Source organism: Duganella sp. GW821-FHT01E12 (genome assembly GCF_059422325.1).
Genome location: NZ_JBWKWR010000006.1, coordinates 154,838 through 180,703, shown reverse-complemented (window position 1 = coordinate 180,703; position 25,866 = coordinate 154,838). Strand labels below are relative to the sequence as shown.

Below are 25,866 nucleotides of genomic sequence, written 5' to 3'. Positions count from 1 at the left end.
GGGAGAGAGGAGTGTATCGGGCGTCAGAAGTTGACGCGGCGCAAAACTAGTCTAGCTATGCGGCAATATTTCCTGAGGATAGAAGATAACATTAAAGTGGTTTCTCGTCTATTGAATGTAACTCCACGATTCTATTTATTTTGTGCTGCGGATACGTCTTAAGGTGCCTCTAAGCATTTGGGGTCAAGTCTGACATTCGGACACGGCCTCTGCCCTAGCGGCCGCTAGGGCAGAGGCCGTGTCCGAATGTCAGACTTGACCCCAAATTTTTGATCGTAAATATTGCCTAGTTGCTGCTGACTTTGGCGATGGAGACCTCGGTGGATTTAACGAGGGCAATGACTTCGCTGCCGACTTTCAAATCCAGGTCATGAATCGAGCGCGACGTGATCACCGAGGTGACGATGCCATGCTGGGTTTCCACGTCGACCTCCGAGACCACCGGCCCAAAGATGATTTCCTTGATCTTGCCGCGGAACTGGTTACGTACATTAATTTCAGAAATGGCCATTGCGCTTCCTTTATCTGGGTTGTTTGCTACGTGTCCAGATTACGGGCTGGCAGGCCATTTGCAAACGAATCGATCCGTATATCTTTATTTGGTCTGGTAGATCTTGTCGAATTCACCGCCGTCGTCAAAATGCTTCTTCTGCGCCGATCTCCAGCCGCCAAAGACGTCATCTACCGTGAACAGCGCGATCTGGCGGAAGTTGGCGTTGTACTTCTTGAACGCCGCCTCCGAGCGTGGACGGAAATAGTGCTTGGCGATCACCTCCTGCGCCTGCTCGCTGTACAGGAAGTTCAGGTAGCCGGTGGCCTGCTTGCGGATGCCCCGGCGGTCGACCACCTTGTCGACCACAGCCACCGGCGACTCGGCCAGGATGGAGATCGACGGGTAGACCACTTCGAAGTTGTTGCCGAACTCGGCGCGCACCAGGTTCACTTCGTTCTCGAACGTCACCAGAACGTCGCCGATCTCACGCTGGGTGAACGTGGTGGTGGCGCCGCGTCCGCCTGCGTCCAGCACCGGCACGTTCTTGAAGATTTTGGTGACCAGCTCGCGCGCCTGCGCCTCCGTGCCGCCCTTCTTCAGCACCGAGCCCCAGGCCGCCAGATAGGTGTAGCGGCCGTTGCCGGCGGTCTTGGGATTGGGAATGACGACCTTCACGCCCGGCTTGGCCAGGTCGCTCCAGTCCTTGATCTGCTTGGGATTGCCCTTGCGGACCAGGTAAATCATGGTCGAGTAGTAGGGCGCGGCGTTGTTCGGGAACTTCTTGGACCAGTCCTGCGCCACCAGGCCCTTGTCGGCCAGCATGTCGATGTCGTTGGCCTGGTTCATCGTGACGACCGCCGCTTCCATGCCGTCGGCCACCGAGCGGGCCTGCTTGGACGAGCCGCCGTGCGATTGGTTGACGTTGATGGTTTCGCCGGTGGTCTTCTTCCAGTCCGCGACGAACAGCGGGTTGATGTCCTTGAACAGCTCGCGGGCCACGTCGTAGGACGCGTTCAGCAGCACGGTTTCGGCGGCGTTCGCCTGCAGAGGCAGGCCCAGCATGACGGCGGAAGCGGCCAGGAACGAGGAAATAAGCACGCGGCGAGCAGGTTTTTTGGTGGTCATAATGAGCTTTCGTAATAACAGACGCCCATGGTGTAAAATTTCGCCCGGAAAAGATACGAATTTTTCGTAATATGCTTAGTAGGTATGGTTAACACGAGGTTTTCAGTAAAAACCGCATAACGATTTTTGAAAACATTCGTGGGCAAAAGCAGGGCCAGCCACTAGGCTGTGAGAGTCAAACGGGCCTCGATCGGGTGCGTCCGCAACGGCTTTTGCTGCTTGGTGTATAGTCGGATCAGGCACTGAAGAAGGCGCGCGGTAAAACAGCGAAGCGCTTCATTTTTGCTAATGGGAATATTTGTGAGCGTACATGAGTCTTGAAATTCGGAGTCTTGAAATTCGTATTGCTGCTTCGACAGATGCGGATGCGGCGTGCACGGTGTTGCGCCGCTCGATCACGGAATGCTGCGATCTGGATCATAAGAACGATCCCGCCATCCTGGATGCCTGGTTGGGCAACAAAACTCCGCAGATGGTGGCGAACTGGTTCAGCTCGCCGACGAATTTTTCGCTGGTCGCGCTCAGCGAAGGCGTGGTCGTCGGCGTCGCGTTGCTGACCGGAGCCGGCAAGCTGGCCCTGTGCTATCTGCTGCCCGAGGCGCGCGGCCAGGGCGTCGGCAAGGCGCTGCTGGCGCGCATGGAGGAGCAGGCGTGCAGCTGGGGCGTGAAGGCGCTGCAATTGCACAGCACGGCCACCGGGCAGGAATTCTTTGCCAAGCGCGGCTATGTCGATGCCGGCAAGGTGCGCTCGCCGTATGGCGTGGAAACAGTGTTCTTCTGGAAGCAGCTGGACGCCGCCGCCGACGCGCCGGACGGCAGCAAACGCAAGCGCTTCTGCAATTGCAACTCCGTCTAACCGCAAATTAGCAGCAAATCTCCAGCTCCCATTCCTGGCGCCGCACCGGCGCCGATCCCACTTCCCGTCCGTTGACAAACAGCTTCAGCTCGCCCGGCGCGAACCGGGTCCAGGCCTCGTTCGACGTCAGCGGCTGGGTCGCGATGACGGCGATGCGGTCGTCCAGGTGGTTGTGCTTGCTGAAGTCGATGCTCAGGTCGCAATCGACCAGCTGCGCCACCGAGAACGGGTATTCGCGCACCACCACGTGCAGCTCGGTGCTGCAATGGGCGAACAGCAGCTCGCCGTTGGACAGGATGAAATTGAAGCTGCCGTACGCGGCGATTTCGCCGGCCAGCGTTTCCAGCGCGCCGAACAGCACGTGGCGCGGCGGCCGCGTTTCAAAGCGCAGCGCCAGGCCGGACAGCAGGTGGCAGAAGGCGCGCTCGCTGTCGGTGTCGCCGTGCGGCGAGTACAGGCTGGGATTCGGATCGAACAGTTTCAGGTCGCCGTTGTGGGCGAAGGACCAGGTCTGCCCCCACAGCTCGCGCGTGAACGGGTGGCTGTTTTCCAGCGAGATGCGGCCCTGCGTGGCTTTGCGGATATGGGCGACGACGTTCCTGGCCTTGATCGGATGGTTGCGGATCTGCGCCGCCAGCGGCGAGTGGGTCGAGGCCAGCGAATCGGTGTAGAGCTTGCAGCCACTGGGCGTATGCAGCGCGATGCCCCAGCCGTCGCGGTGTTCGCTGCCGCGCAGCGCGAAGCCGGCGAAGGAGAAATCGACAGCGGCGGGCTTGCTGCTGCTCATGGCGAGTAATTGGCACATGGTGTTCGGGCGAAGAGTGGCGATGGCCAACGATAGCGGCGCCGTGCCGCAGGTGGAAGGAATGTTTTGGCATATGGATAGCTGAAAGCATTCGTTCAGCTTTGTGGCGCGCGGGCTTACGCTGGCGTTATTGTCAGCGTCTGCCGAGGAGTTCCATGTCATATCCCGTCTTGAAAAAATACCTGGCGCGCCTGTCCGATGCCGGCGGCGCGGGTTCCAGCATCTGGCTCGATCACGAGGGCAAGGCCCACGGGCGCTTTTTCAACTGCACCCTGAGCAGCGCTTTCCAGCCGATCCGCCAGCTGGCGTCGGGCGAGGTACGTGCCTACGAAGGCCTGGCGCGCAGCGTGTCGGCGCAGGACCAGGGCTTGTCGCTGTGGCGGCTGCTCGACCATGCGGCCAGCGACGACGAGTCGATCGAACTGGATCGTTTGTGCCGCATGCTGCATGCGATTAATTTCTTTCGCCAGGCGGGCGAGGGGCCGCAGGACTTGTACCTGAACGTGCATGACCGCCTGCTCAGCGCGGTCAGCAGCAATCACGGCCATGCCTTCCGCCGCATCCTCGACGCGCTGGAACTGCCGCTGCAACGCGTGGTGCTGCAATTGCCGGCGGCCTCGCCGCAGCAGGGTTGGTTGTTGAACTATGTTTCCGACAACTACCGCCGCAACGGATTCCGTTTCGCCGTCAACGTGCCGGGCGCGCGTGCAGGCTTGCAGTTGCTGGATCGCTTGCGGCCCGATGTGCTCAAGCTCGACGCGCGCGAACTGCAGGACGGCGAGGCGCTGTTGGCCTTGCTGAAGCGCAGCGCGGAAGCCAATGTGGCGTTGGTGTTCAAGCGGCTGGAGTCGACGCCGGCCTTGACGGTGCTGCGGCAGTTGGGCGAGGCCGCGAGCGTGCCGCTGCTGGTGCAGGGCTATATGCTGGACGAGCCGCGCGCGGATTTGCTGGCCGTGGAGCGCGAAGCGGCGGCGGCCTGATGGGCCATTTCAAATATGTATCCGCAGTGCTTCATGATAGTCACAATGAATTTGTGTTTTGCGTCGCGACTGCTTAAATGGAATCTCCAACACGGGGGATATCATCATGAAAACAATCTACGTCGCAGTGGTTGTGGGAGGGCTGGCGCTGTCGTCGGCTCTGCAAGCGCAGCAGTCTGAAGATACTTTGCGGGTGCCGGTTCCGGCCAGCCAGGCCCGCATCGAATTACCCGATTCGTATTCCAAAATGTGGCCGGAAAATTACCGCGATCTCATGGCCACCTACACGCTGTCGAACGGCCAGACCTTGTCCATCGTCGGCCGTGGCACCAATGTGTACGCCTATGTGGACCAAGGGCCAATGCACAAGATCGTCGCCACCACACGCAACAATTATGTCGCGCTGGACCGGCAGCTGAAAATGGAAATTGAACTGATCGGCAATGATGGCGCGCAGGGCTGGTTGACGATGGTGGTGCCGGCGCGGAATCTGGCTGACGGCCAGTTCGTTCCGGAGCAGGTGATCCATCTGGCGATGCGCTAGCGCCGCTGGCCGCAGGCTGCGTCCGGTTTTTGCGGGAAATCGGGCGCGTTCCCTTTTTCATTTCCCTCTGCATACGCTATAGTATCCATATCGTTTTTCACGGGTGGGCTATGGCATCGCGCAGAAAGTTTTTACAGCAGGGTTTGGGTTTGGCGGGAGCGAGTTTTTTATCGGTGCCGCTGATTGGATGCGCCTCCCGCGGCACGGTTCAACACAGCGCGGCCGCCGCGCCGAAACCGGCGCCGCATCAGGCCGCCAGCAGCGTCGGCGCGAGCGCGCCGGGCGCCGTGGCGCAGGCCAGGCCGGCCGCCAGCATGCCGCGCGCCAGCGCGCCGTCCGGCTTCGGCGAACTGGCGCCGCCGCCCGATATCTTCGACGCGCAGGCGCTGGACCTGGAGTTCTGGCTCAAGCCGCGCACGATCGACGTGGTACGGCCGGCGTCCGGCGAGCGCGCCAAGCTGCTGTACTGGCGGGATGGCGAGATCATCGAATCGGCCTACCAGGACTTGTGCCATCTGCTGCGCGACGTCAACGGCAAGGAAACCGCGCGCATCGATCCCAAGCTGTTTGAAACGCTGTGGGGCACGCAGGCCTTCGTGGCGCGCTACGGCATCGACACGCCGCTGGAGATTTTATCCGGCTACCGCACGCAGGCGTCGAACCAGAAGCTGCGCGAGGCGGGCGTGCCGGCCGCGCGCCAGTCGCTGCACATCGAGGGCCGCGCCGCCGACATCCGTCTGGCCAGCCTGAATTCCGAAGTGCTGGGCGGCCTGGTGAAGAGTTTCCGCCAGGGCGGCGTCGGCTTCTATTACCGCTCCGGCCCGCGCGGCGGCTGGATCCACGCGGATACCGGCCTCAATCGGACCTGGAAGGGCTGAGCCTCATTCGTAGAAGTACGAATGGTAAATGGTCGGCTTCAGTTCGGCATCGCGGTCGCGGTCTATGCTTTGCGGATCGACCGGACGCTCCCAAAAGATGCGCCATCCCAGCACCTGGTCGCGCTGCACCTCGGGGTGCTGGCGCAGGTAGCCATTGATGAACTGCGTGAACTCGGACTCGTACTCGCGGCGTCCGGGGCCGTACGGAAATTTATATTTCATGGCTGATTTCCTCCCATCGATTAAACTGGCGGCTTAGCAAAGAAAAACTCAGCAGGAAGACTATGCAAGACGATAACAAGCCCGAGCCCCCGCGCTTCCGTCCGGTGCCGTGGAGCGGGCTGGAAACCCCGGCCGATGTGGAACTGTGGATAGCCGAGCACAACCTCAGCCTGCAGGAGCACATCGCCAAGCACGAAACCGGTTACGGCGTGTGTTTCGCGCTGGCCGAAGGGGGCGAGATCTATATGCAGACCACGCAGGACGGCGCCTTGATCCTGGATGTTACGCCGGAAGCGGAATGGGTGTCGCCGCTGATCATGGCCGCCGCACGCGTGGACGAGGCGCCGCAGGGCCGCCTGTGGGTGCTGCCGGACGATAAGCTGATACAGTTGATGATAGGGCTGAGCGGACTGATCGCCAGTTCCATCCTGGTGGTCGGCCATAATTTCGGCCTGCGCCGCCGCATGGGCGCCTGGTAGCGCCCCTCATTGATAAGGAATTTCATGCAAAAACGCGATTTCACTTTCAAGCTGGCGCAGGGCGCGCTGCTGGCGCTGGCGCTGTCGTCGCTGGCCTTGCCGGCGGCGGCGGCCGATCTGCTGGCCACGGTCAAGGCGCGCGGCACGCTCAAGGTGGCGCTGGAGGGCACTTATCCGCCGTTCAACTACAAGGACCAGAAGAGCGGCGAACTGGCCGGCTACGACGTCGACGTGGCGCGCCTGCTGGCCGCCAGGCTGGGAGTGAAAGTGGAGTTCGTCAGCAGCGAGTGGGCCGGCATCCTGGCCGGGCTGTCGGCCAATAAATACGATGTGATCGTTTCGCAGGTCGGCATCAATCCCAAGCGCGAACAGGCTTTCGATTTTTCGGCGCCCTACATTTACTCGATGCCGCAGCTGATCGTGCGCAAGGACGAGAAGGCGGCCTACAAGGCGCTGGCCGACCTCAAGGGCAAGAAGCTGGGCGTGGGGCAGGGCAGCGTGTACGAGCAGCAGGCCAAGGCGGTGCCGGGCATCGAAGTGCGCAGCTACGCGGCCGCGCCGGACACCATGGCCGACCTGGCCAGCGGCCGCATCGACGCGGCGCTCAACGACAGCCTGATGTCGGCCTATCTGCTGAAGATATCCAAGCTGCCGATCAAGGCCGGCGCGCAGGTGGGCGCGGTCGAGCGCATGGGCATCCCTTTCCAGAAGGGCAATCCGCAATTCAAGCAGGCGCTCGACAAGGCGCTGGCCGACGCGGCCGCCGACGGCAGCCTCAAGGCGATCTCGCTGAAGTGGTTCGGCACTGACGTCAGCAAGGCGCCCTGAGCATGGACTGGCAGGGGCTGCTGGAGCTGCTGCAAGAGGCCGCGCCGGTCATGCTGCGCGGCGCCGGCTACACGGTGGAGTTCGCGCTGGCCTCGATGCTGGGCGGCCTGCTGATCGGCTTCCCGGTGGCGGTGCTGCGCATCCTGCCCTACCGCCTGCTGCGCTGGCCGGCCGGCGTGTACGTCAGCCTGATGCGCGGCACGCCGCTGCTGGTGCAGATGTTCGTCATCTATTACGGCCTGCCCAGCGTGGGCATCGAATTCACGCCGGTCACGGCCGGCGTCCTGGCGCTGAGCCTGAACGCGGGCGCCTTCCTGTCCGAGAGCCTGCGCGGCGCCATCCTCGCGGTCAGCAAGGGGCAGTGGGCGGCCAGCTACAGCCTGGGGCTGGGCTACTGGCCCACGCTGCGCCACGTGGTGCTGCCGCAGGCGCTGCGCATCGCGGTGCCGGCCATGAGCAATACCTTGATCAGCCTGATCAAGGATACCTCGTTGGTGTCGGTCATCACCATGACCGAGCTGATGTTGTCGACCAAGGAAGTGATCGCGACCACCTTCCGGCCGCTGCCGCTGTACCTGGCCGCCGCCGCCATCTATTGGCTGCTCAGTTTGTTGTTTGAAGCGCTGCAACGGCGCGCGGAACAACGCTTGAACCGCGCGCATCGCTGAGGCGTCGCCGCGCGCTCGACAGTGCGCGGCTTAAATGCTAGTCTGAACACCTACGCAAAGGGGTGGTATGGAGAAGCCTACGCACAATACCGAACTGCATGGCGGCCGGCAGCCGATCTCCGCCGAGCGCATCGACGGCTTGACCAATATGGCTATCGTGGACGAAGGCGGGGCCATGGCGGCGTTCGGCGAGCCGCCCACGGCCAGCGAACTGAGCGCCGAGCAAGCCTACTTCAACGATATCTACCTGCTGGCGCCGGTCGGCTATTTCGTGCTGGGCTTCGACACCACCATCCTGCAGATGAATGTGGTCGGCTCCGACCTGCTGGGCCTGCCGCGCAACAACCCGGCCAAGGTGTCGTTCCGCCAGTTCGTGGCGCCGCGTTTCCATGACGACTTCGACCGTTTCGTGCGGCAGGCGCTGAACAGCGCCCATCCCGAGCAATGCGCGTTGCAGATGACGCGGGCCCGCAACCAGCAGGGCTTTCCGGTCACGCTGCGCGCCAGCGCCGACAGCAGCGGCCAGGCCATCCGCGTGGTGCTGGAGATGGCCGAGGGCAAGCTGGCGGCGCTGGAGCGCAGCGAGGAACGCTTCCGCCGCATCGTCCACAGCGCCGAGGAAGGCATCTGGGAAATCGACGGCGCCGCCCGCACCAGCTTTGTCAACCCGAAGATGGCGGCCATGCTGGGCTACACCATCGAGGAGATGCTGGACCAGCCGCTGGTGGCGTTCATGGACGACGAGGGCCGCGCCATCCTGGAGCGCAATATCGCGCGCCGCCAGCAGGGCGTGGCCGAGCGCCACGAGTTCAAGTTCCTGCGCAGGGACGGCAGCGAGCTGTGGGCCACGCTGGCCACCAATCCCATCTTCGACGCCGAGGGCGCCTACCTGGGCGCGCTGGCGCTGGTGACCGACATCACCGACAGCCGCGCCACCACCGAGCGCATCTGGCACCAGGCCAATTTCGACGAGCTGACCGCGCTGCCCAACCGCCACATGTTCCAGGACCGGCTGGGCCAGGAGGTCAAGAAGGCGCAGCGCGAAGGCATGCAGCTGGCGCTGCTGTTCATCGACCTGGACGGCTTCAAGCAGGTCAACGACACGCTCGGCCACGCGCATGGCGACACGCTGCTGGTGGAGGCGGCACGCCGCATCGGCGCCTGCGTGCGCAACTCGGACACGGTGGCGCGGCTGGGCGGCGACGAGTTCACCGTGATCCTGTCCGGCATCGAGCAGGCGGCCGGCATCGAGCGCATCACGCAGACCATGCTGACGCTGCTGAACCGGCCGTTCGAGCTGGGCGCGGCCAATCCGTCGATCTCGGCCAGCATCGGCATCGCGCTGTATCCGTCGGACGCGGTGGTGCCGGAGGACTTGCTGCGCCAGGCCGACCAGGCCATGTACGCGGCCAAGGAGTCGGGCCGCAACCGCTACAGCTATTTCACGGCCGACCTGCAGCTGGCGGCGCAGGCGCGCCAGCAGGTGACGCTGGACTTGCGCCTGGCGCTGTCGGAGCGGCAGTTCGAGCTGCACTTCCAGCCCATCGTCAACCTGCAGAGCGGCATGATCGAGCGGGCCGAGGCGCTGCTGCGCTGGCGCCATCCGCAGCGCGGCCTGCTGGCGCCGGCCGAGTTTCTGCAGCATGCCGAATCGGGCGGGCTGATGATGGAGATCGGCGACTGGGTGTTCCGCCAGGCGGCGCTGCAGGCGCGCCGCTGGCAGGACGAGCTGGGGCCGGGCTTCCAGGTCAGCATCAACCAGTCGGCCGCGCAGTTCCGCGGCGACACCGCCCTGTATGTCGGCTGGCTCAACTACGCGGCCGAGCTGCAGCTGGCGCCGCGCAGCATCATCATCGAGATCACCGAGGGCGTGCTGATGGACGGCATCGCCAAGGTGTCCGACCGCCTGCGCGAGTTGCGCGAGATGGGCGTGCAGGTGGCGCTGGACAATTTCGGCACCGGCTATTCGTCGCTGTCCCACCTCAAGCACTTCGGCATCGATCTGCTCAAGCTGGACCACAGCTTCATCCAGCACCTGGCCAGCGACAGCGGCGACCTGGCGATGTGCGAGGCGCTGATCGTCATGGCGCACAAGCTGGGCTTGCGGGTGGTGGCGGAGGGCGTGGAGACGGCGGCGCAGAGCGGCCTGCTGGCGCTGGCCGGCTGCGATTATGCCCAGGGCTATGTGTATGCCGAGCCGATGCCGGCCGCGCAGTTCAGCGAGCTGGCCAGGCGCGGCCTGCCGCGCCTGGTGGTGGAGTGAGGCGGGGGCTGCCGACTAGCGCAGGCTGAGCAGCGAGATCACGCGCTCGCGGCTGATGCCGGCCAGCGCCGAGGTGATCGACAGCAGCGACTGGTAGCCGGGCTGCTTGGCGGTCGAGACGAAGTTCTGCGCCACCTGGTCCATGCCGTCGGTGGTGTCGCTGGGCGTGGCGTCCTGCACCCGGGCGCTCACCTGGTTGAGCGCGGTGTGCACCGAGGCGATCGCCTGTTCCACCTGCGCCAGCGCCTGCACCACTTGCTGCAGCGTGGCGCGGATGGCGTCCACGTCCGAGGTCTGCCAGTTGTCGGGATCGACCGCCGGCGTCTCGGCCTCGGCCTTCACACGGTTCAGCTGCCCGGTCGGGAAGCGGATGCCGCCGCCCTGCACGGCGATGGTGTCGCGCACATTGGTCCAAGACGATTCGGGGGTGGAAAATTCCAGCTGGCCGTCTTCGTTGAGGTCGGCGCGCACGCCGCTCGGCGCCAGCGCGTCGTCGAAGCGCTGGGCGATTTCCTCGTCCGACAGGCCGGGTTCCAGCACCACCGAGCGCAGGTTCTGGCCGCCGCCCAGCGAGATCGCCAGCACTTCGCGGCCGCCGGTGCGCAGGTTGCCGATGTTCATGCCGCGCACCGTGAAGCGGGTGGTGCTGGCCTTGTTGCTGAATTTGAGGCGGGCGTCCAGCGTGCCGCCGGAGGCCGCGCTGCGGTTGCGCCAGGTGTTGCTGAACTGGCGCACCCGCGCGTCCAGCGTGCCGTCGGCGCGCTGGCGGTTGGCCAGGCGGGCGCTCAGGTCGGCCTTCAGGTTGCGCAGCTGGGCCGCGCTCTGTTCCAGGAAGTCGAGCGCCTGCTGGGCGCCGGAGATGTCGCCCTGCAACGGCTGGTCCCAGTTGTTCAGGCCACGGCGCAGCGGCGCCGCCGAGGTCGGCGTCGGCGTGACCGGCGTGGCGGTGGCGGCGTTCTCGCCATTGAGCCCCAGCGCGGTGCCGTCCACCGCGCTGGCATTGCTGGCGTGGCCAGGAACAATGACGGTCGGGTTGGTGTTGGGCGAGATTTGCATAGGGTGCTCGGGTTGGGATTACAGGATGTTGAACAGCGACAGATTGCTGATCTTGGAATACGCCTTGTACGACGATTGCAGCGCCAGATTATAGCCGTTCAGTTCGGTCGCGGCCTCGCCGTAGTCCAGTTGGCCGATGTCCAGGATGGCCGTCTTGTTCGACAGGCTGACGTTGGCGTGGTTGCCGTCCAGCGTCTCGAGCACGTTCTGGGCGCCGCCGAAGTCGGCGATCTTGCCGGCGATCAGGTCCAGCGTGCTGCTGGCGCCGTCCATATTGGCGCCCAGCGCGGCCGTCAGCGAGGGCGAACCCACCGTCAGCGTCGGCGACGACAGTTCGTCGATGGTCGTGTCCATCTGGTTGAGCAGGTCTTCCAGGCCCTTGACGTCGACGTTGGTGGTCTGCGTGATGCCGTTGCCGACCACGGTCTTCTGCTGGTTCTGGTTGCCGGTGAAAGTGTAGCGCGAACCGACCGGCGCCGTCGCATCGTAGGTGATGGCCGGGGTGTCGGTCATGGTGCCGGAGAAGATGTAGCGGCCTTCCTGGTCCTTCTCGTTGGCGCTGTAGAGCAGGCTGTCACGCAGCGACGTCATCGGCTTGACCATGGACTTCAGGTCGGCGGCGGTGTTGCTGCCGTCCGAGGCCCAGACCAGCAGGTCGTGGCTCTGGGTGATGTCGTTGGTCATGCTCTGCAGATAGGTCTCGTTGGTCGACAGGCGGATCTTGACGGCCGCGATGTTGTCGCGGTACTGGCCGACGATGGCTTCCTCGCGCTCCAGGCGCGACAGGCGGACGTTGCCGACCGGATCGTCGGACGGCAGCTGGATCCGGTCGCCGGACGCCATCTGCGAGGTGATCCGGGCCAGATTGCTCTGGTTCTCTTGCAGGCCGCGGTTCATGGTGGCCTGGAACTGGCTGGTGGCGATACGCATACAGGCTCTCCTTAACCGAACATGTGCAAGGTGGCGTCAAACAGGGTGTTGGCGACCGCGATCACCTTCATGTTGGCCTGGTACATATTCTGGAACTCGACCAGGTTGATCGCCTCCTCGTCGGTGTTGACCGCGCTGGTCGATTTCCAGTCGTCCTCGGATTGCTGGCGCACCGTGGTGGCGGTGTTGAGCTGGGCCTGGTTCTGCTGGCTGTCGATGCCCAGCTTGCCGACCACCTGGGTGTCGGCGTCGCCCAGCAGCACGCTGCCCAGCGAGGTCAGCGTGATCGGCTGGGTCTTGATGGCCACCAGTTGCTGCAGGTTGCCGCTGTCGCCGGGCAGGCCGTCGCTGGAGAAGGCCAGGTCGGCGGTCTTGAAGCCGCTGGTCACTTGCAGCAGGCCGGTGGCGCTGGCCGAGTTGAACGACAACAAGGCCGTGCCGGGAACGCCGGGGCTGGTGAAGCCGGCCGCCAGCTGGGTGTTGACCTTGTCGGACATCTGCTGGGCGATCTCGAAGATCGATTTCTGCAGCGGCTTCAGGGTGTTTTCCTGGTAGTCCGCCAGGCCGCCCAGCTGGCCGCCGACCTTGGTGTCGTCGAGCTTGAAGGTGGTGTTGGCAAAGCTCAGCGTCAGCTGCTGCGTGCCGCTGCTGCTGTCGAAGTTCAGCTTGCCGTACAGATTGCTGACCACCAGCGGCTGGCCGCTCTTGAGCGAGACGCTGGCGGTGCCGTCCGGGTTGTTGATCACCTCCACGCCCACCTGCGAGGCCACCTTGTCGATCAGCTGTTCGCGCTGGTCGATCAGGGCCGAGGTGTTGGTGCCGTTGGCGCCGATGGAAATGACCTGCTGGTTCAGCGCGGCGATGCCGGCCAGCGATTCGTTCAGGCCCGGCAGGATCGCCGAGCGCTGCTGCTGGACCGAGATCAGCTGGTTGGCGGTGACGTTGTAGATGCTGTTGAACTGCTGCGACATGGAGTCGGCCGCGGTGATGACCTGCTGGCGCAGCGGCGTCGAGGTCGGATCGACGCCGGCCGCGTTGAGCGCCTTGAAGAAATTGTCGATGCCGTAGCTGATGCTGGATTTGTCATCGCTCATGACCTTTTCCATCTGGGTCAGGTAGGGCTGGACCTGGGTGTGCTGGCCCAGGTCGGAGGCGGCGCGCCACATCTGCTGGGACTTGTAGGAGTCGCTGAAACGCAGCAGCGAGCCGATCTTGACGCCGTTGCCCGGGCTCATGCCGGACGAGCCGTCACCGGCGCTGGCCTGCAGCAGCACGCCCTGGCGGGTGTAGCCCTTGGTTTGTGCGTTGGCGATGTTTTGGCTGACCGTGTTCAGGGCAGCCTGGGCGGCCAGGGCGCCGGACAGTGCGTTGTAAGAGATGCTCATATTGCAAGGGTCTTTCCTGGTGAAGGCCGGAGGACCAGTCGCTTGCAGTGTCGAGGGGCGTCAACTGGTCCGTTAACCGTAAAAGGCGACGGTTTACTGCACCGGATTAAGCGTTACGGAAATATTTTGCGGCTCGGCAATATTCGACGCCGGCGCGGCGGCCCGGCCCGGCAGGCTGGCGTGCATCGCCGCCGGCGTGCCGCCCGGCGGCAGCAGCTGGCGCAGGATGGCGTCGGCCACGCCGAAGGCGCGCTGGCCGGCCAGCTGGTCGGCCACCAGGTTGTCGGCCATGTCCAGCATGTCCTCGTTGATCTTGTCCTTGAACACGCTGTCCTCGGCCGCCAGCTCGCGCGTGCCGGAACGCATCTGGTGCAGCATGTGGCCGATGAAGAAGCTCTCGAACTTGACCGCCGCCTCGGTGGCCTTGGCGCGGTACTTGGGGTCGACGCCGTCGTCCACGGCGGGGGCGGCCACGGCCGGCGTCTCGCTGAGCTTGTCGGCCACGCCGATGCGCATGGTGCTGCCGTCGAATTTGCTGGGATCGAAGTTCATGGCTTTCCTTAGATGACGACCAGTTCGCCTTCGATGGCGCCGGCCTGGTCCAGCGCCTGCAGGATGGCCATGATGTCGTCCGGCGAGGCGCCCAGGCTGTTGACCACGTCGATGATCGCTTGCAGCTTGGCCCCGGCCGGCCATTTGAACATCTGGCCCGAGCCCTGGTCGACGCTGACCTGCGATTGCGGCGTGGCCACGGTGTTGCCCTGCGCCAGGGCGTTCGGCTGGCTGACCTTGGTCGATTCGGAGATCACCACCTTCAGCGAGCCGTGGGTGACGGCGGCCGCGCGCACCCGCAGGCCCTCGGCGATCACCACGGTGCCGGTGCGCGAGTTGAACACCACCTTGGGCGAGTCGTCGCCGACGTCGATCGACAGCGCCTCCAGCTTGGCCATGAAGGCCACGCGCTGGGTCGGGTTGGCCGGGGCCACCACGTCGATGCTGGTGGCGTCGGTGGTGGTGGCGATGTCGCCGAAGCGTTTGTTGATCGAGTCGACGATGTTGATCGCGGTCTGGAAGTGCGGGTGGCGCAGCGACAGGCGCACGGTGGGCTTGGTGGCGAAGTCGGTGGCGATTTCGCGCTCGATCGCCGCGCCGCTGGGGATGCGGCCGGAGGTCGGGGTGTTGACCGTGACCGAGGAGCCGCTCTTGCCGGCCGCGCTGAAGCCGCCCACCACCACGTTGCCCTGGGCCAGCGCGTAGACCTCGTTGTCGGCCGCGCGCAGCGGCGTGAGCAGCAGGGCGCCGCCGCGCAGGCTCTTGGCGTCGCCCATCGAGGACACCACCACGTCGATGTTCTGGCCCTTGCGGTAGCCGGGCGGGAACACCGCCGACACCATCACGGTGGCCACGTTCTTGGACTTGGCGTCGGTGCCGTCGGGCACCTTGACGCCGAACTGCTTGAGCATGTTGATCACCGACTGGCTGGCGAACTTGACCTGGGTCGAATCGCCGCTGCCGTTCAGGCCGACCACCAGGCCGTAGCCCACCAGCGGGTTGTCGCGCATGCCTTCGACGGCCACCAGGTTGCGCAGCACCTGCGCGGCCTGGGCCGGCGCGGGGAGGGCGGCGCCGGCGGCGACACAGAAGGCCAGCGGCAGGGCCAGCAGGCGGTGGAGTAAGCTGAGGCGCTTGCGGAAATTCATGGGTTCACCTATCAAAAACTACGGCCGGTCAGAACGGCATCAGCGGACCGTTGAAGAAGCGCGACAGCCAGCCGGCCGACTGCGTGTCGGCCAGCGTGCCCTGCGCCGAGTAGGCGATGCGGGCGTTGGCGATGCGCAGCGACGACACCTGGTTGTCGGCGTCGATGTCGGCCGCGCGCAGGTAGCCGCGCAGGCGGACGAATTCCTCGCCCTGGTTCAGGGTCAGGGTCTTTTCGCCGGACACGCGCAGCAGGCCGTTGGGCAGCACTTCCTGCACGATCACGGTGATGGCGCCGGTCAGCGCGTTCTGCTGGGTGCTGGTGGCGTCGCCGGCGAAGGTGTTGGAGGCGCCGAGGCCGACCGCGCCCTTGCCGAAGGTCTTGCCCAGCAGGTTGGGGGCGACGATGTTGTCGGCCGAATTCTTGGAGTAGCTGGTGCCGGCCTTCTTGCTGGCCTGCGTGGTTTCCTGCAGGTTGACGGTGACCACGTCGCCGACGCGGAAGGCGCGGCTGTCCGAGGTCAGCGACAGGCCCAGGTCGGGGCTGTAGACGCCGCCCGACGTGCCTTTCGGGCCGATCACGCGCGACACGGTGGGCGGCTCGTCGGACGGGCCGGGCCGCACCGGCGGCGGCTGCAGCGCGGCGCAGCCGGCCAGCAGCGCGGCCAGCACGCACAGCGCGCCGGCCTGGGTGGAACGGACGGCTTTCATTATCGCGCGGCCTGCGACAGGTACTGCAGCATGTTGTCGGCGGCCGACAGCACCTTGGTGTTCATCTCGTAGGTGCGCTGGGCGGCGATCATGTCGACCATCTCCTCGACCACCTGCACGTTCGAACCCTCCAGCGTGCCCTGCTTGAGCTTGCCCCACTGGGCGTCGCCCGGCTTGCCGTCGGTCGGCGTGCCGCTGGACGGCGTCTCGGCAAACAGGTTCTCGCCCAGGGCCAACAGGCCGGTCGGGTTGATGAAGCTGGTCAGGGTCAGCTGGCCCAATTGGCTGGCGGTGGTGTTGCCGGCCAGCGTGGCCGAGACCACGCCGTCCTCGCCGATGGTCAGCGAGGTGGCGTTGGCCGGGATGGTGATCTGCGGGATCAGCGGCAGGCCGTGGGCGTTGACCAGGATGCCGTTGGCGTCGACCTGCAGCTGGCCGGCGCGGGTGTAGGCGGTCTCGCCGTTGGGCTGGCGCACCGACAGGAAACCGTTGCCCATCACCGCCACGTCGAGCTGGTTGCCGGTGGTCTGCAGCGAACCCTGGCTGAACACTTTTTGCGTGCCCACCATGTGCACGCCGTTGCCCAGCTGGACGCCGGACGGCGCCAGCGTGTTGTTGTCGGCGCGCTGGGTGCCGGGCTGCTGTTCGATCGAATAGAACAGGTCCTCGAACACCACGCGGTCGCGCTTGAAGCCGACGGTGTTGGCGTTGGCCAGGTTGTTGGCGATGGCTTGCAGTTTTTCGTCCTGCGCCTGCACGCCGGTTTTGCTGATCCACATTGCTGGATTCATGATTTCTCCCTTGTGTGTAACGTGGACCGGCTCAGCCGCCGATCAGGCGGTTACCGGTTTCGGCCATCGAATCGCTGGCCTTGAACAACTTCATCTGGATCTCGAAGGTACGGTTCAAGCTCATGGTGGCGACCATTTCCTCCACCGCCGAGACATTGCTGCCTTCCAGGTGGCCGGGCTTGACCACCACGGTGGCGTCGGTGGCCAGCGGCTGGCCGCTGCGCGCCACCAGCAGGCCGGCCTCGTTCTTGGTCAGCTCCGACGCTTCGGCCTTGACCAGCTTGAGCTTGTCGATGGTCTGCATGGTGGTGGTGCCGGGGCTCTGGATCGACACCGTGCCGTCGGCGCCGACCGCGATCTTGCTGTACTCGGGCAGGGTGATCGGGCCGCCTTCGCCCAGCACCACGTTGCCGTTGATCTTGAGCGTGCCGGTCTCGTCGAGCGTCATCGCGCCGGCGCGGGTGTAGGCCTCGCCGGTCGGGCCCTGCACCGCGAAGTAGCCGTTGCCGGAGATGGCCACGTCCAGGTCGCGGCCGGTGGCCTTGAGCGTGCCCTGGCGGGTCGACACCGCGTTGGCCTGCAGCTGCGACATGTGGCGGTCGTCGTAGCCGTAGCCGTTGACCGCCTGCGCCGCCGACAGCTCCATATTGGCGCGGAAGCCGCCGGTTTCGATGTTCGCCAGGTTGTTGGCGTGTACCTGCTGGCCGCGCAGGGCCCGTTCGGCCCCGCTCATGGCGGTGTAGATCAGCGCATCCATGGGTCAGCTTGTCCTTAGATGGCTTGCATCAGCGATTGCAGCATGGTGCTCTCGGTCTGGATGACCTTGGAGTTGGCCTGGTAGTTGCGCTGCGACGTCATCAGGCCGACCAGCTCGGAGGTGATGTCGACGTTGGACTGCTCCAGCGAGGCCACGGTGAGCGTGCCGTTCATGCCGACGCCGGGATTGTCGATGTTGGGCTGGCCGGAAGCCACCGACTCGATCCAGCTGGTGTCGCTGACCGCGGTCAGCGAGCCCTCGTCGGCGAAGGTGGCCAGCGACAGCATGCCGATCGGTTGCTTCTGGCCGTTGGTGTACTTGGCGATGATCGAGCCGTCGTCGCCCAGGTCGATGCCCTGGTAGGTGCCGGAGGCGTAGCCGTTGGCGTTGTTGGTGGCGGTGGTCGCTTCGCCGGCAAAGCCGGTGGTGCCGGTGTAGTTCAGCGCGATCGAGCCGAGCTTGGCGCCGTTGGCCAGCGTGAAGCCGGTCAGGTCGACCGCGAAGGTGCCGTTGTCCGGCGACGCGGCCGGGGTGGTCATCTGGCCGTTGGCGTCGGTCACGATGGTGGTCGAGGAGCCGGACGGCAGGCCGTCGACCAGGTAGTTGACGGTCACGTCGGTGGCGTTGGCGCGCGAGAAATACTGGGTCAGCGTGTGCTGGCCGCCCAGCGTGTCGTAGATCACGGTGGCCTTGGCCATGTTGAATGAGGCCGGGTCGGGCGGGGTGGCCGGGGTGGCGATGGTCGGGTCGAAGGCCACGGCCGGCACGGTCCAGTCGGCCGACAGGTTGCCGACGTAGTTCATTTTCTGCGTCATCACGGCCGGGATGGCGCCGGTCGGGATCTTCAGGTCGCCCTGGGCGCCCTTGACCGTGGTGCCTGGCGTGATGACGTTGCCCTGCACGCGGCGGCCGGAAGCGTCGACCACATAGCCGTCCTTGGAGCCGCTGAAGATGCCCACGCGGCTAAACTGCGTGACGCCGGTGTTGACGTCGCGCGAGACGAAGAAGCCGCGGCCGTTGATCGAGGCGTCCAGCGAGCGGCCGGTGTTGAGGATGCCGCCCTGCTGGTTGATGCTTTGCGTGTGCGAGCCGACCATGACGCCGGTCGGCTGGTCGCCCGCCACCAGCGACGAGAAGTTGGCGCGCGACGACTTGAAGCCGTAGGTGCCGGCGTTGGCGATGTTGTGGCTGGTAACGTCCAGCGCTTCGTTGATGGCCTGGATGCCAGACAATGCGATATCGAAACTCATGATGGATACCTTCCTTAGAGACTAGATTGGGTGGCAGAAGCGGAGGATTTACCGTTGAAAGCGGTGATGGCGGTCGGCGCGACTTCGCCGATGTTGCCGATGTTCAGTACGACGCTGCCGGACGAGGACAGGCGCACGCTGTTGAGGCGGCCCTGCAGGTCGATCGGCGGGTTTTCCTTGGTGCTGGTCTCGACCGTCATGGTGTAGCTGCCGGCCGGCAGACCCAGCGCGGTGGGGTCGATGGTGAACGGCACGGTGCCGGCCGCCGCCACGCCCAGCGTGACGTTGTGCTTGGTGCCGTCGCTGCCGGTCAGCACCACGCGGGTGTTGGAGCTGGTGGCCGCCAGCGTCATCTGGCCGCTGACCTTGGTCTTGCCGTCGGTGTTCAGCGTGCCGGTCTCGGCCATGACATCCGAACCAACCTGGGCGCCGAGCGCCAGCACCTGCATGCTTTGCAGCACGCTGGCGTTGGAACTGGTCAGCGTGGACAGGTTCTGCAGCGACTCGGTCTGCGACAGCTGGGTCAGCTGCTGGACGAACTGGGCCGGATCGGTGGGCGACAGCGGGTCCTGGTTCTTGATCTGCGCCACCAACAGCTTGGTGAACATGTCCGAGGTCGCGCTGGCGCTGTTGCCGGTGATGCTGCTGCCGGTGGCGGGGGCATTGGTGCTGCTGCCGTTGTTGAGGAGACTGACTGTCATGGCTTAACCTTCACCGAGTTTGAGGAGGGATTGCTGCATCGTGCGGATACGGCCCAGCACTTCGACATTGGTCTCGAAGGCGCGCGAGGCCGACATCATGTCGGTCATCTCGGCCACCTGGTTGACGTTGGGGTAGAACACCATGCCGTCGGCGTTGGCCATCGGATGGCCGGGCTCGTAGACCTTGCGCAGCGGCTCGTTCGATTCGACCACGTCCAGCACCTGCACCTTGCCGCCGCTGTTGCCCATGTCGTTGAAGTTGTCGGCCATGACGGCCGCGAACACCGGCTTGCGGGCGCGGTAGGTGTCGGCTTCGGTGCCGGCCACGGAATCGGCGTTGGCCAGGTTGCTGGCGATGGTATTGAGGCGCACCGACTGGGCGGCCATGGCCGAGCCGGCGATCTCTGAAATATTCTTGAAGGACATGTGGCGCTCCTTATTGACCGTTGATGGCCTTGGCCAGGCCCTTGAGGCTCATGTTGACGAAGGTCAGGCTGGTCTGGAAGTCCGAGGCGTTCTGCGAGAACGCCGCCTGCTCGACGCCGATCTCGACGGTGTTGCCGTCGCGGGTCGGGTGGAAGGGCACGCGGTACATCATGGCGGCATCGTCGTCGCCGCCGATGTCGCCGCCGGCCTCGGCCTGGGTGTTGGCCAGCGTGGCGGCGAAGTCCATGTCGCGCGCCTGGAAGCCGGGCGTGTTCTCGTTGGCGATGTTGGAGGCCAGGATGCGCGTGCGCTCGGCCCGCAGGTGCAGCGCGTCGGCGTGCACGCCCACCGCATCTTTGAAATTAATCGCCATGTTCTTCCCCTGTGTAAGCATTGCTGTAAAACGATGTTGCATGAGTGAAAACCGCCGGCGCCGGGGTAGAATGGCGCCCGGGTGCGGCATGCACCCAAGACGTTCCGGCTCCCGGCATCATAGTAGAGGTATTGCCCATGTTCAACAAAAGTATTGTAACCGCTTTGAGTGCAATGTTGCTGTTTTGCACTCCATTTTCTCCGGCTTTTTCCGCGTCCGCGCCGACCGCCGCCGAACAGGTGCCGCTGGCGGTGGAGGCGGCCGCGCGCACCCATGTGCAGCGCTGGGCCGACAGCAGCGGCCTGGTGGAGCCGAAATTCGAGCTGACCGTCGTGCGCGGCAGCAGGCCGCTGGCCGCATGCAGACAGGCTGTGACGGTCGAAGCGCTCGATACGCGGCTGCCCAGCCGCATGCGTTTCGCCGCCGTCTGCGCCGGCGCGGAAGGCTGGCGGTACGAGTTCGTGGTGCGCACGCAGATCTCGGCGCGCATTGCCGTCATGGCAAGCGATGTGCCATCGGGGAAAGTATTGACCGACGAGGACGTGTTGCTTGAGCGCCACGATATCTCCGGCCTGGCCGACAGCGTGTCCGATCCGCAGGAGGTGGTGGGGCTGGCCGGGCGGCGCGCGCTGCGCAGCGGCGAGGTGTTGCGGATGGCCTTGCTGAGCGAGCCCACCGTGGTCAAGCGCGGCGACGCGGTGCGCATCGTGGCCAGGCGCGAGCAGATCGAGGTCAGCATGGCCGGCGAGGCGCTCGACAGCGGCGCGCGCGGCACGCTGGTGCGGGTGCGCAACGCCAACGGCACCGTGATCCGCGCCCGGGTGACGGGCGCGGCGACGGTGGAGCCGGTCGATATGCCCGTGTCCACTAATTCCCCGACGCAGTGAGCTTGCCGCCGGCGCGTTGCAGCTGCGCCGCCAGTTTGCTGAGTTTGTCCGCGTAGTTCGGATCGGTGGCGTAGCCGCCCTGCGCCAGGCCGTGCGCGAAGGCGCGGGCGTCGCTGCCGGTGTTGAGCGCGGCCTGGTAGCGCGGGTTGCCGGTCAGCAGATCGGCGTAGTCGCGGAAGGCGCTGGCGGTGTCGGGATAGCTGCGGAAGCGCTCGACCTTCTTGAGCATGGCGCCGTGTTCGAATTCGGTGGTGCTGGCGGCCGCCACCGCGCCTTGCCAGCCGCCGCCGGCCTTGATGCCGAACAGGTTGTTGCTGTCGGCGCCGCCCTGGCGCAGCGGATTGCGGCCCCAGCCCGATTCCAGCGCCGCGTGGGCGGCGACGATGTCGGGCGAGACGCCCAGCTTGCCGGCGGTCTCCTCGGCCCAGGGCTTGATCGAGGCCAGGAATTGCTGCTGCAGTGCGGGATCGACGCCGCCGTCGATGGCGCCGGCGCCCTGGTGGCGCAGCGCCATGGCCTGCAGGTTCATGGCCGGCGTGGCGCCATTGGCGCCATGGGCGGCCGGGGCGGGGGAGCCGAAGCCGCCGCCCTGGGCGATGAAGGCGCTGAGGTCGTGCTGGACTTGCTGGAAAGTGGAGGCGAACGCCCCCGGCGACGCCATGCCGCCCAGCGCCGCGGTGGGGCGGCTGGCGCTCATGTTCGATACGGTGGCAGCCGTGGGTGCGGTCGATTGCATCCGGTCAAGCTGGTGCATAAATCTGCTCCTCGCCATGCAGCACGCGCTGCATGATGCTGTACTGTTCTACCAGCAAGTCGCTATTGCGCTTGCCCAGACGCTTGCATTCGATAACCATCTGTTCCAGGGTGGTCCAGTCGTTCTCCATTCTCTCCCGTGCCGAATTTTTCAGCAAGGCAAAAGCCTGCAACATGGTGCCGTCGGGCCCCAATAAGCGTTGTACCAGCGCCACGCGCTGCGTGCGGCGCGCCTGCATCACGTCCACCAGCGCGGAAATGGCCTCGGCCACGGCGGTCAGCTGCGGCCCCTGGTGGCGCACGGCGGCGTCGAATTGCTGGTCCAGCAGGGCGCGCAGCCCGGCGTAGGCCAGCAGGTCGTCGGCGACGCCGGCCAGCAGCTGGCGCATGGCGTCCTGGCGCGAGGCCGGGGCGGACGTCGGGCTTGCGGCATCGCTCACTTCTCGCTCCCGTGGAAGCGCTGGATCAGGCCGGCTAGCTTGGCCGGGTCGAACGGCAGCTCGCCCTTGGCCAGCGCGTCGCGCAGCTGGTCGACTTTTTCCTGGTCGATTTCCGGCATCTCGCGCATCGCCTGCAGCGCCGGCTGCATCACCGCCGATTGCAGCGGCGCCTGCGCGGCCGCCGGCGCGAGCGCCTCGGCGGCTTCGGCCGGGGCCGCTTCCGCCACGCGCTGGACGGCGACGCCGTCGGGACTTCCTGTGGAGATTCTCATACGTGTGCCTCGGGTTGGCTTGGTTTCCATACGTCGTATTATTTGTGGCGGCGCGGGTCGCGCAGCGGGCTGTCGCCGCCGAGCTTGCTGCGCAGTTTTTCCAGCAGGGTGGCGTCGGGCAGCGCCGTGTCGACATCCTCGGTCAGCGCGCTGCTGCCCTCCGGCATGCCGAACATGGTGGCGATCGACTTGGCCTGCGCCGTGGTCAGGATCAGCAATTCGATGCGGCGGTTGACGCCGGCGTCGGCGCGCTTGGTGTCGAGCGGCGCGCGGTCGGCCATGCCCACCACCTGCAGCACCGATTCCGGGTTCATGGTGCCGGCCAGCAGCTGCGAGCGGGCCGACATGGCGCGGTTGGCCGACAGCGTCCAGTTGGAGAAGGCCGCGTAGCTGCGGTCGGCGTACTGCAGCGAGTCGGTGTGGCCGACGATCAGCATCTGGTTCTCCATCTGCCGGAACAGCGGGCCCATCTTGCGCAGCAGGGCGCGGAACTTGTCGGTCGGCACGGCCGAGCCGCGCATGAACATGCCCTGGTGGTCGGTGTCGTGCAGCATCACGCGCAGGCCGTAGGGCGTGATCACCGATTCCAGGTTGCTGGTCAGGCCGGCCTCGGCGCTCATCTTGGTCAGCGCCTTGGACAGCGCCGCCAGGTCGCTCGGGCTGTCGTACTTGATCTTGGGCGTCTCGACCACCGGCTCGGCCTCGCCGGTGACCTTGGTGTGGGCCTCGCCCTTGGCCTTGGCGTCGCCCGGCTCCTCGGTGCTGCCGGTGTGCGGCATCGGGAAGCGGTCGATCAGGCTGCCGCGCGGGCCGCCCACCTGCTCGGGCATGACGCCCTTGCCCTGGTCGGTCTTGGCGCCGTCCGCCTCGGTCAGGATCTGCTCGAGCGACTCGAAGTTGCGGGCCGCCATCAGCCACAGCACCAGGAACAAGCACATCAGCGCCAGGCAGAAGTCCGCGAAGGCCACCTTCCAGGCGCCGCCGTGGTCGTCGTGCTTGTGCTTGCCACCGCCGCGCTTGACGATGGTTTGCTCATGGCCCTTGTCATGCGACTTTAGCACCGCGGCCTCCTCTGCGCGAGCTGTCCTCGGCCGGCGCGCTGTCGCGGCCTTCCAGGTCGTTGATCCAGCGTTCCAGCTGGGCGAAGCTCGGCTTGATGTTGAGCTGGACCAGGCGGCGGCCGGCGTCGATCGCCAGCAGCGGCGGCTTGCCGGCCACGTGCGTCACCAGCACCACCTTGACGGTTTCCTTGTTCGACGCTTCCTGGTTGACCAGCTGCTTCATCATGCTGGAGATCGGGTCGAGGATGCCGTAGCAGAAGAAGATGCCGATGAAGGTGCCGACCATGGCCGCGCCGACGTGCTCGGCGATCTCGCCCGAGGTCGCGCCCTCGCTGACGGTGTTCATGGTGATCACGATGCCCAGCACGGCGGCCAGAATACCGAAGCCCGGCATCGCCTCGCCGATCTTGGCCAGCGACTTGGCCGGCTGCTCGAGCTCGGTGTGGATGGCCTCCAGTTCCTGCTCCAGCACGCCTTCGAGCTCGTGGGCGTTGATCTTGCCCATGGCCATCAGGCGGAAGTTGTCGACGATGAAGGCGAGCAGCTTGGGCTCCTCCAGCACGCGCGGGTAGCGCTGGAACAGCGGGCTGTCCTTGGGCGCCTCGACGTGGGCGTCGAGCGCCTTGAGGCCGCCGGCGGCCAGTTGCAGCAGCTCGTACATCAGCAGCAGCAACTGGCGCTGGAACTCGGAGTCGTATTTTTTGCGGAACACGATCTTCTTGATCTGGGTGACCGCCTCCTTCAGCACGTGGCTGGGGTTGCCGATCACCAGCGCGCCGAAGCCGGCGCCGGCAATCACGATCAGCTCGATCGGTTGCCAGATCTGATGGAAGGCGCCGCCCATCATGAAGAAGCCACCGAAAACACTGCCTAAAACTATGAGGATGCCGACTATTTGCTGCATGATGATTCGCCTTTCCGCGTCATTTTTCTAATCTTGCTTGCGCCCGCTCTGGATCAGGCGCTTTGCAATACTGCCTTCATCTTGCCCAGCGCCGCCTTGTTGAGCTGACAGACGCGGGCGTCGGTCAGGTCCAGCACGGCGGCGATTTCCTTGTAGCTGAGCTCGAATTCGTAATACATCTGCACCACCCGCTGCTCGCGCTCGTCGAGGCCGCGCAGCGCCTGCTCCAGGCTGCGCCGCACCACCAGCTGGTCTTCCGGGCTGGGCGCGCTGTCGTGGCTGACGCTGTCCTGCAGCACCTCGTCGAAGCTGGCGATCAGCTCGGCGTTCTCGTCGAGCTGGTAGGCCTGGTAGGCTTCCGATGTCAGGTTCAGGCCGCTCATGATTTCCTGCTCGCTCGGTTCGTGGCCCAGGGTGCGGGTCAGCGCGCGCACGGCGTCGCGCAGCTTGTGGCTTTGCTGGCGCACCGCGCGCGGGCGCCAGTCCTGGCGCCGCAGTTCGTCGAGGATGGCGCCGCGCACCCGCAGGCTGGCGTAGCTGCCGAAGGCGGCGTCGGGTTCGCCGTAGCGGCGCAGCGCCTCCAGCAAGCCCATCAGGCCGATCTGTTCCATGTCGTCGCGGTCGATGGCGCCGGCGATCTGCGAATTGAGCTGGCGCACGATGCGCTTGACCAGCGGGGCGTAGGACAGCAGGTGTTTCTGCTCGTCGGCCACGCTGTGCGCGGCCGGCGTACCGCCGGGCTCGCCATAATTTTCGGCGTAAGCGTCCGCATATTGCTCTAGATAGGCCATGCCCGCTCCACTGGTCGCACCACTCGTTTTCATGCTTGCCGCAACCTACTCAATGATCAGCTTGCCAATCATGACTTCGGAAAAGGGTTTTTCCCGGCCCTCGTGCTCATAGGTGGCGTCGAAGGCTTTGTTCAGCTCGGCCGCGAACTGGTCGATGGTCATCACTTGCGCGGTGGCCATCGGCAGGTTGGACAGCGTGCGCACCGCCACGCTGCGCAACATCGGCAATTGTTCCTTGGCTTCCTTCTCTTTCTTTTCGCTGGTGGTGATCACCAGGTCGGCCGACATGTAGTGCGACAGCGTGTCGCCGGGCTGGCGCTTGAGCATGATGACCACCTTATCCACCGTCAGGTATTTCGGCGCCGACTTGTCTTCCTTTTCTTCCTTCTTGACCGGCTTCTTGGCCGGCTTGCCGTCGGCCGTGACCGCCGGCTCCTCTTTGCCTTTCGACATGTACCAGACTGCGCCGCCGGCCACCGCTGCGCCGACCACGGCCACCAGCACCAGCGTTATGATCATTTTCATGTTCTTCATCTACT

33 protein-coding genes are annotated in these 25,866 nt (G+C 65.3%); 9 read left to right on the top strand and 24 right to left on the bottom strand.

Annotated elements, in window-relative coordinates:
• Positions 1-286: 286 nt before the first annotated feature.
• The 3 genes from AC07WS_RS18510 to AC07WS_RS18500 form a co-directional block, all read right to left on the bottom strand.
• A complete protein-coding gene (locus AC07WS_RS18510) occupies positions 287-511 on the bottom strand; it encodes a TOBE domain-containing protein (protein WP_117011445.1) in 225 nt (74 codons plus the stop codon).
• A gap of 84 nt (positions 512-595) precedes the next feature.
• Positions 596-1,618 (bottom strand): sulfate ABC transporter substrate-binding protein, encoded by a 1,023-nt coding sequence (locus AC07WS_RS18505; protein ID WP_494730490.1) that lies wholly within the window; start codon positions 1,616-1,618, stop codon positions 596-598.
• 235 nt (positions 1,619-1,853) lie between these two features.
• Positions 1,854-2,039 (bottom strand): hypothetical protein, encoded by a 186-nt coding sequence (locus AC07WS_RS18500; protein WP_494730489.1) that lies wholly within the window; start codon positions 2,037-2,039, stop codon positions 1,854-1,856.
• Between the two features lie 30 nt (positions 2,040-2,069).
• On the opposite strand from AC07WS_RS18500, the gene AC07WS_RS18495 reads away from it, so the two are divergent.
• Positions 2,070-2,474, top strand: a complete 405-nt coding sequence (locus AC07WS_RS18495) for a GNAT family N-acetyltransferase (protein WP_494730488.1) — start codon at positions 2,070-2,072, stop codon at positions 2,472-2,474.
• 7 nt (positions 2,475-2,481) lie between these two features.
• On the opposite strand, the gene AC07WS_RS18490 is transcribed toward AC07WS_RS18495, so the two are convergent.
• The gene (locus AC07WS_RS18490) at positions 2,482-3,279 is read right to left on the bottom strand and encodes a class II glutamine amidotransferase (protein WP_494730487.1); all 798 of its coding nucleotides are present in this window, start codon (positions 3,277-3,279) and stop codon (positions 2,482-2,484) included.
• A gap of 155 nt (positions 3,280-3,434) precedes the next feature.
• Here AC07WS_RS18490 and AC07WS_RS18485 point away from each other — a divergent pair, with 155 nt between their 5' ends.
• From AC07WS_RS18485 to AC07WS_RS18475, 3 genes are all read left to right on the top strand, one after another.
• Complete coding sequence (locus AC07WS_RS18485; protein ID WP_494730486.1) at positions 3,435-4,259, top strand: EAL domain-containing protein; 825 nt, start codon at positions 3,435-3,437, stop codon at positions 4,257-4,259.
• A gap of 106 nt (positions 4,260-4,365) precedes the next feature.
• On the top strand, positions 4,366-4,803 hold the full coding sequence (locus AC07WS_RS18480) for a hypothetical protein (protein WP_494730485.1): 438 nt from the start codon (positions 4,366-4,368) through the stop codon (positions 4,801-4,803).
• A gap of 173 nt (positions 4,804-4,976) precedes the next feature.
• Positions 4,977-5,681 (top strand): YcbK family protein, encoded by a 705-nt coding sequence (locus AC07WS_RS18475; protein ID WP_494730484.1) that lies wholly within the window; start codon positions 4,977-4,979, stop codon positions 5,679-5,681.
• Between the two features lie 3 nt (positions 5,682-5,684).
• On the opposite strand, the gene AC07WS_RS18470 is transcribed toward AC07WS_RS18475, so the two are convergent.
• A complete protein-coding gene (locus tag AC07WS_RS18470) occupies positions 5,685-5,903 on the bottom strand; it encodes a DUF3460 family protein (protein ID WP_494730483.1) in 219 nt (72 codons plus the stop codon).
• A gap of 62 nt (positions 5,904-5,965) precedes the next feature.
• Between AC07WS_RS18470 and AC07WS_RS18465 the strand changes: the two genes are divergently transcribed.
• The 4 genes from AC07WS_RS18465 (at position 5,966) to AC07WS_RS18450 (ending at position 10,141) form a co-directional block, all read left to right on the top strand.
• Positions 5,966-6,382: a hypothetical protein gene (locus tag AC07WS_RS18465; protein ID WP_494730482.1), complete on the top strand. Its 417-nt coding sequence runs from the start codon at positions 5,966-5,968 to the stop codon at positions 6,380-6,382.
• Positions 6,383-6,406: 24 nt separating this feature from the next.
• Complete coding sequence (locus AC07WS_RS18460; RefSeq protein WP_494730481.1) at positions 6,407-7,210, top strand: transporter substrate-binding domain-containing protein; 804 nt, start codon at positions 6,407-6,409, stop codon at positions 7,208-7,210.
• A 2-nt stretch (positions 7,211-7,212) separates the two neighbouring features.
• Positions 7,213-7,878 carry an amino acid ABC transporter permease gene (locus AC07WS_RS18455; protein WP_494730480.1) on the top strand — a complete coding sequence of 222 codons (666 nt, stop codon included), beginning with the start codon at positions 7,213-7,215 and terminating at the stop codon, positions 7,876-7,878.
• A 67-nt stretch (positions 7,879-7,945) separates the two neighbouring features.
• Positions 7,946-10,141 carry a putative bifunctional diguanylate cyclase/phosphodiesterase gene (locus AC07WS_RS18450; protein WP_494730479.1) on the top strand — a complete coding sequence of 732 codons (2,196 nt, stop codon included), beginning with the start codon at positions 7,946-7,948 and terminating at the stop codon, positions 10,139-10,141.
• A 15-nt stretch (positions 10,142-10,156) separates the two neighbouring features.
• On the opposite strand, the gene AC07WS_RS18445 is transcribed toward AC07WS_RS18450, so the two are convergent.
• The 12 genes from AC07WS_RS18445 to flgB all read right to left on the bottom strand — a co-directional run bounded on the left by AC07WS_RS18445 (position 10,157) and on the right by flgB (position 20,219).
• Entirely contained in the window at positions 10,157-11,197 is a 1,041-nt protein-coding gene (locus AC07WS_RS18445) for a hypothetical protein (RefSeq protein WP_494730478.1), read from the bottom strand.
• 18 nt (positions 11,198-11,215) lie between these two features.
• Complete coding sequence (gene flgL / locus AC07WS_RS18440; protein ID WP_494730477.1) at positions 11,216-12,127, bottom strand: flagellar hook-associated protein FlgL; 912 nt, start codon at positions 12,125-12,127, stop codon at positions 11,216-11,218.
• Between the two features lie 11 nt (positions 12,128-12,138).
• The gene (gene flgK, locus AC07WS_RS18435; protein WP_494730476.1) at positions 12,139-13,512 is read right to left on the bottom strand and encodes a flagellar hook-associated protein FlgK; all 1,374 of its coding nucleotides are present in this window, start codon (positions 13,510-13,512) and stop codon (positions 12,139-12,141) included.
• Between the two features lie 93 nt (positions 13,513-13,605).
• Positions 13,606-14,064, bottom strand: coding sequence for a rod-binding protein (locus tag AC07WS_RS18430; RefSeq protein ID WP_494730475.1), 459 nt, complete (start codon positions 14,062-14,064; stop codon positions 13,606-13,608).
• Between the two features lie 8 nt (positions 14,065-14,072).
• A complete protein-coding gene (locus tag AC07WS_RS18425) occupies positions 14,073-15,212 on the bottom strand; it encodes a flagellar basal body P-ring protein FlgI (RefSeq protein ID WP_494730474.1) in 1,140 nt (379 codons plus the stop codon).
• 28 nt (positions 15,213-15,240) lie between these two features.
• Positions 15,241-15,921, bottom strand: coding sequence for a flagellar basal body L-ring protein FlgH (gene flgH / locus AC07WS_RS18420; protein WP_494730473.1), 681 nt, complete (start codon positions 15,919-15,921; stop codon positions 15,241-15,243).
• On the bottom strand, positions 15,921-16,712 hold the full coding sequence (gene flgG, locus AC07WS_RS18415) for a flagellar basal-body rod protein FlgG (RefSeq protein WP_175041667.1): 792 nt from the start codon (positions 16,710-16,712) through the stop codon (positions 15,921-15,923). The genes flgH and flgG overlap by 1 nt, the downstream gene beginning before the upstream one ends.
• 31 nt (positions 16,713-16,743) lie before the next feature.
• Positions 16,744-17,469: a flagellar basal-body rod protein FlgF gene (gene flgF, locus AC07WS_RS18410; protein WP_494730472.1), complete on the bottom strand. Its 726-nt coding sequence runs from the start codon at positions 17,467-17,469 to the stop codon at positions 16,744-16,746.
• Positions 17,470-17,483: 14 nt separating this feature from the next.
• Positions 17,484-18,719: a flagellar hook protein FlgE gene (locus AC07WS_RS18405; protein ID WP_494730471.1), complete on the bottom strand. Its 1,236-nt coding sequence runs from the start codon at positions 18,717-18,719 to the stop codon at positions 17,484-17,486.
• A 14-nt stretch (positions 18,720-18,733) separates the two neighbouring features.
• Entirely contained in the window at positions 18,734-19,420 is a 687-nt protein-coding gene (locus AC07WS_RS18400) for a flagellar hook capping FlgD N-terminal domain-containing protein (protein WP_494730470.1), read from the bottom strand.
• A 3-nt stretch (positions 19,421-19,423) separates the two neighbouring features.
• Positions 19,424-19,846, bottom strand: a complete 423-nt coding sequence (gene flgC, locus AC07WS_RS18395) for a flagellar basal body rod protein FlgC (protein WP_494730469.1) — start codon at positions 19,844-19,846, stop codon at positions 19,424-19,426.
• Positions 19,847-19,856: 10 nt separating this feature from the next.
• Entirely contained in the window at positions 19,857-20,219 is a 363-nt protein-coding gene (gene flgB / locus AC07WS_RS18390; RefSeq protein WP_494730468.1) for a flagellar basal body rod protein FlgB, read from the bottom strand.
• A 173-nt stretch (positions 20,220-20,392) separates the two neighbouring features.
• Between flgB and flgA the strand changes: the two genes are divergently transcribed.
• Positions 20,393-21,106: a flagellar basal body P-ring formation chaperone FlgA gene (gene flgA, locus AC07WS_RS18385; RefSeq protein WP_494730467.1), complete on the top strand. Its 714-nt coding sequence runs from the start codon at positions 20,393-20,395 to the stop codon at positions 21,104-21,106.
• Here flgA and AC07WS_RS18380 read toward each other — a convergent pair.
• The 7 genes from AC07WS_RS18380 to AC07WS_RS18350 are packed head-to-tail and all read right to left on the bottom strand — an operon-like array spanning position 21,087 to position 25,861.
• Complete coding sequence (locus tag AC07WS_RS18380) at positions 21,087-21,860, bottom strand: glycoside hydrolase family 73 protein (protein WP_494730466.1); 774 nt, start codon at positions 21,858-21,860, stop codon at positions 21,087-21,089. The two genes, flgA and AC07WS_RS18380, sit on opposite strands and share 20 nt — an antisense overlap.
• The gene (flgN, locus tag AC07WS_RS18375; protein WP_494730465.1) at positions 21,847-22,299 is read right to left on the bottom strand and encodes a flagellar export chaperone FlgN; all 453 of its coding nucleotides are present in this window, start codon (positions 22,297-22,299) and stop codon (positions 21,847-21,849) included. The genes AC07WS_RS18380 and flgN overlap by 14 nt, the downstream gene beginning before the upstream one ends.
• Positions 22,296-22,571: a flagellar biosynthesis anti-sigma factor FlgM gene (gene flgM, locus AC07WS_RS18370; RefSeq protein ID WP_494730464.1), complete on the bottom strand. Its 276-nt coding sequence runs from the start codon at positions 22,569-22,571 to the stop codon at positions 22,296-22,298. The genes flgN and flgM overlap by 4 nt, the downstream gene beginning before the upstream one ends.
• 38 nt (positions 22,572-22,609) lie before the next feature.
• Positions 22,610-23,632: a flagellar motor protein MotB gene (locus AC07WS_RS18365; protein ID WP_161098006.1), complete on the bottom strand. Its 1,023-nt coding sequence runs from the start codon at positions 23,630-23,632 to the stop codon at positions 22,610-22,612.
• Positions 23,616-24,536: a flagellar motor stator protein MotA gene (gene motA, locus AC07WS_RS18360; RefSeq protein ID WP_117011420.1), complete on the bottom strand. Its 921-nt coding sequence runs from the start codon at positions 24,534-24,536 to the stop codon at positions 23,616-23,618. The genes AC07WS_RS18365 and motA overlap by 17 nt, the downstream gene beginning before the upstream one ends.
• 53 nt (positions 24,537-24,589) lie before the next feature.
• On the bottom strand, positions 24,590-25,327 hold the full coding sequence (locus AC07WS_RS18355) for a FliA/WhiG family RNA polymerase sigma factor (protein ID WP_494730463.1): 738 nt from the start codon (positions 25,325-25,327) through the stop codon (positions 24,590-24,592).
• Between the two features lie 45 nt (positions 25,328-25,372).
• Entirely contained in the window at positions 25,373-25,861 is a 489-nt protein-coding gene (locus tag AC07WS_RS18350) for a flagellar basal body-associated FliL family protein (protein ID WP_494730462.1), read from the bottom strand.
• Positions 25,862-25,866: the final 5 nt, after the last annotated feature.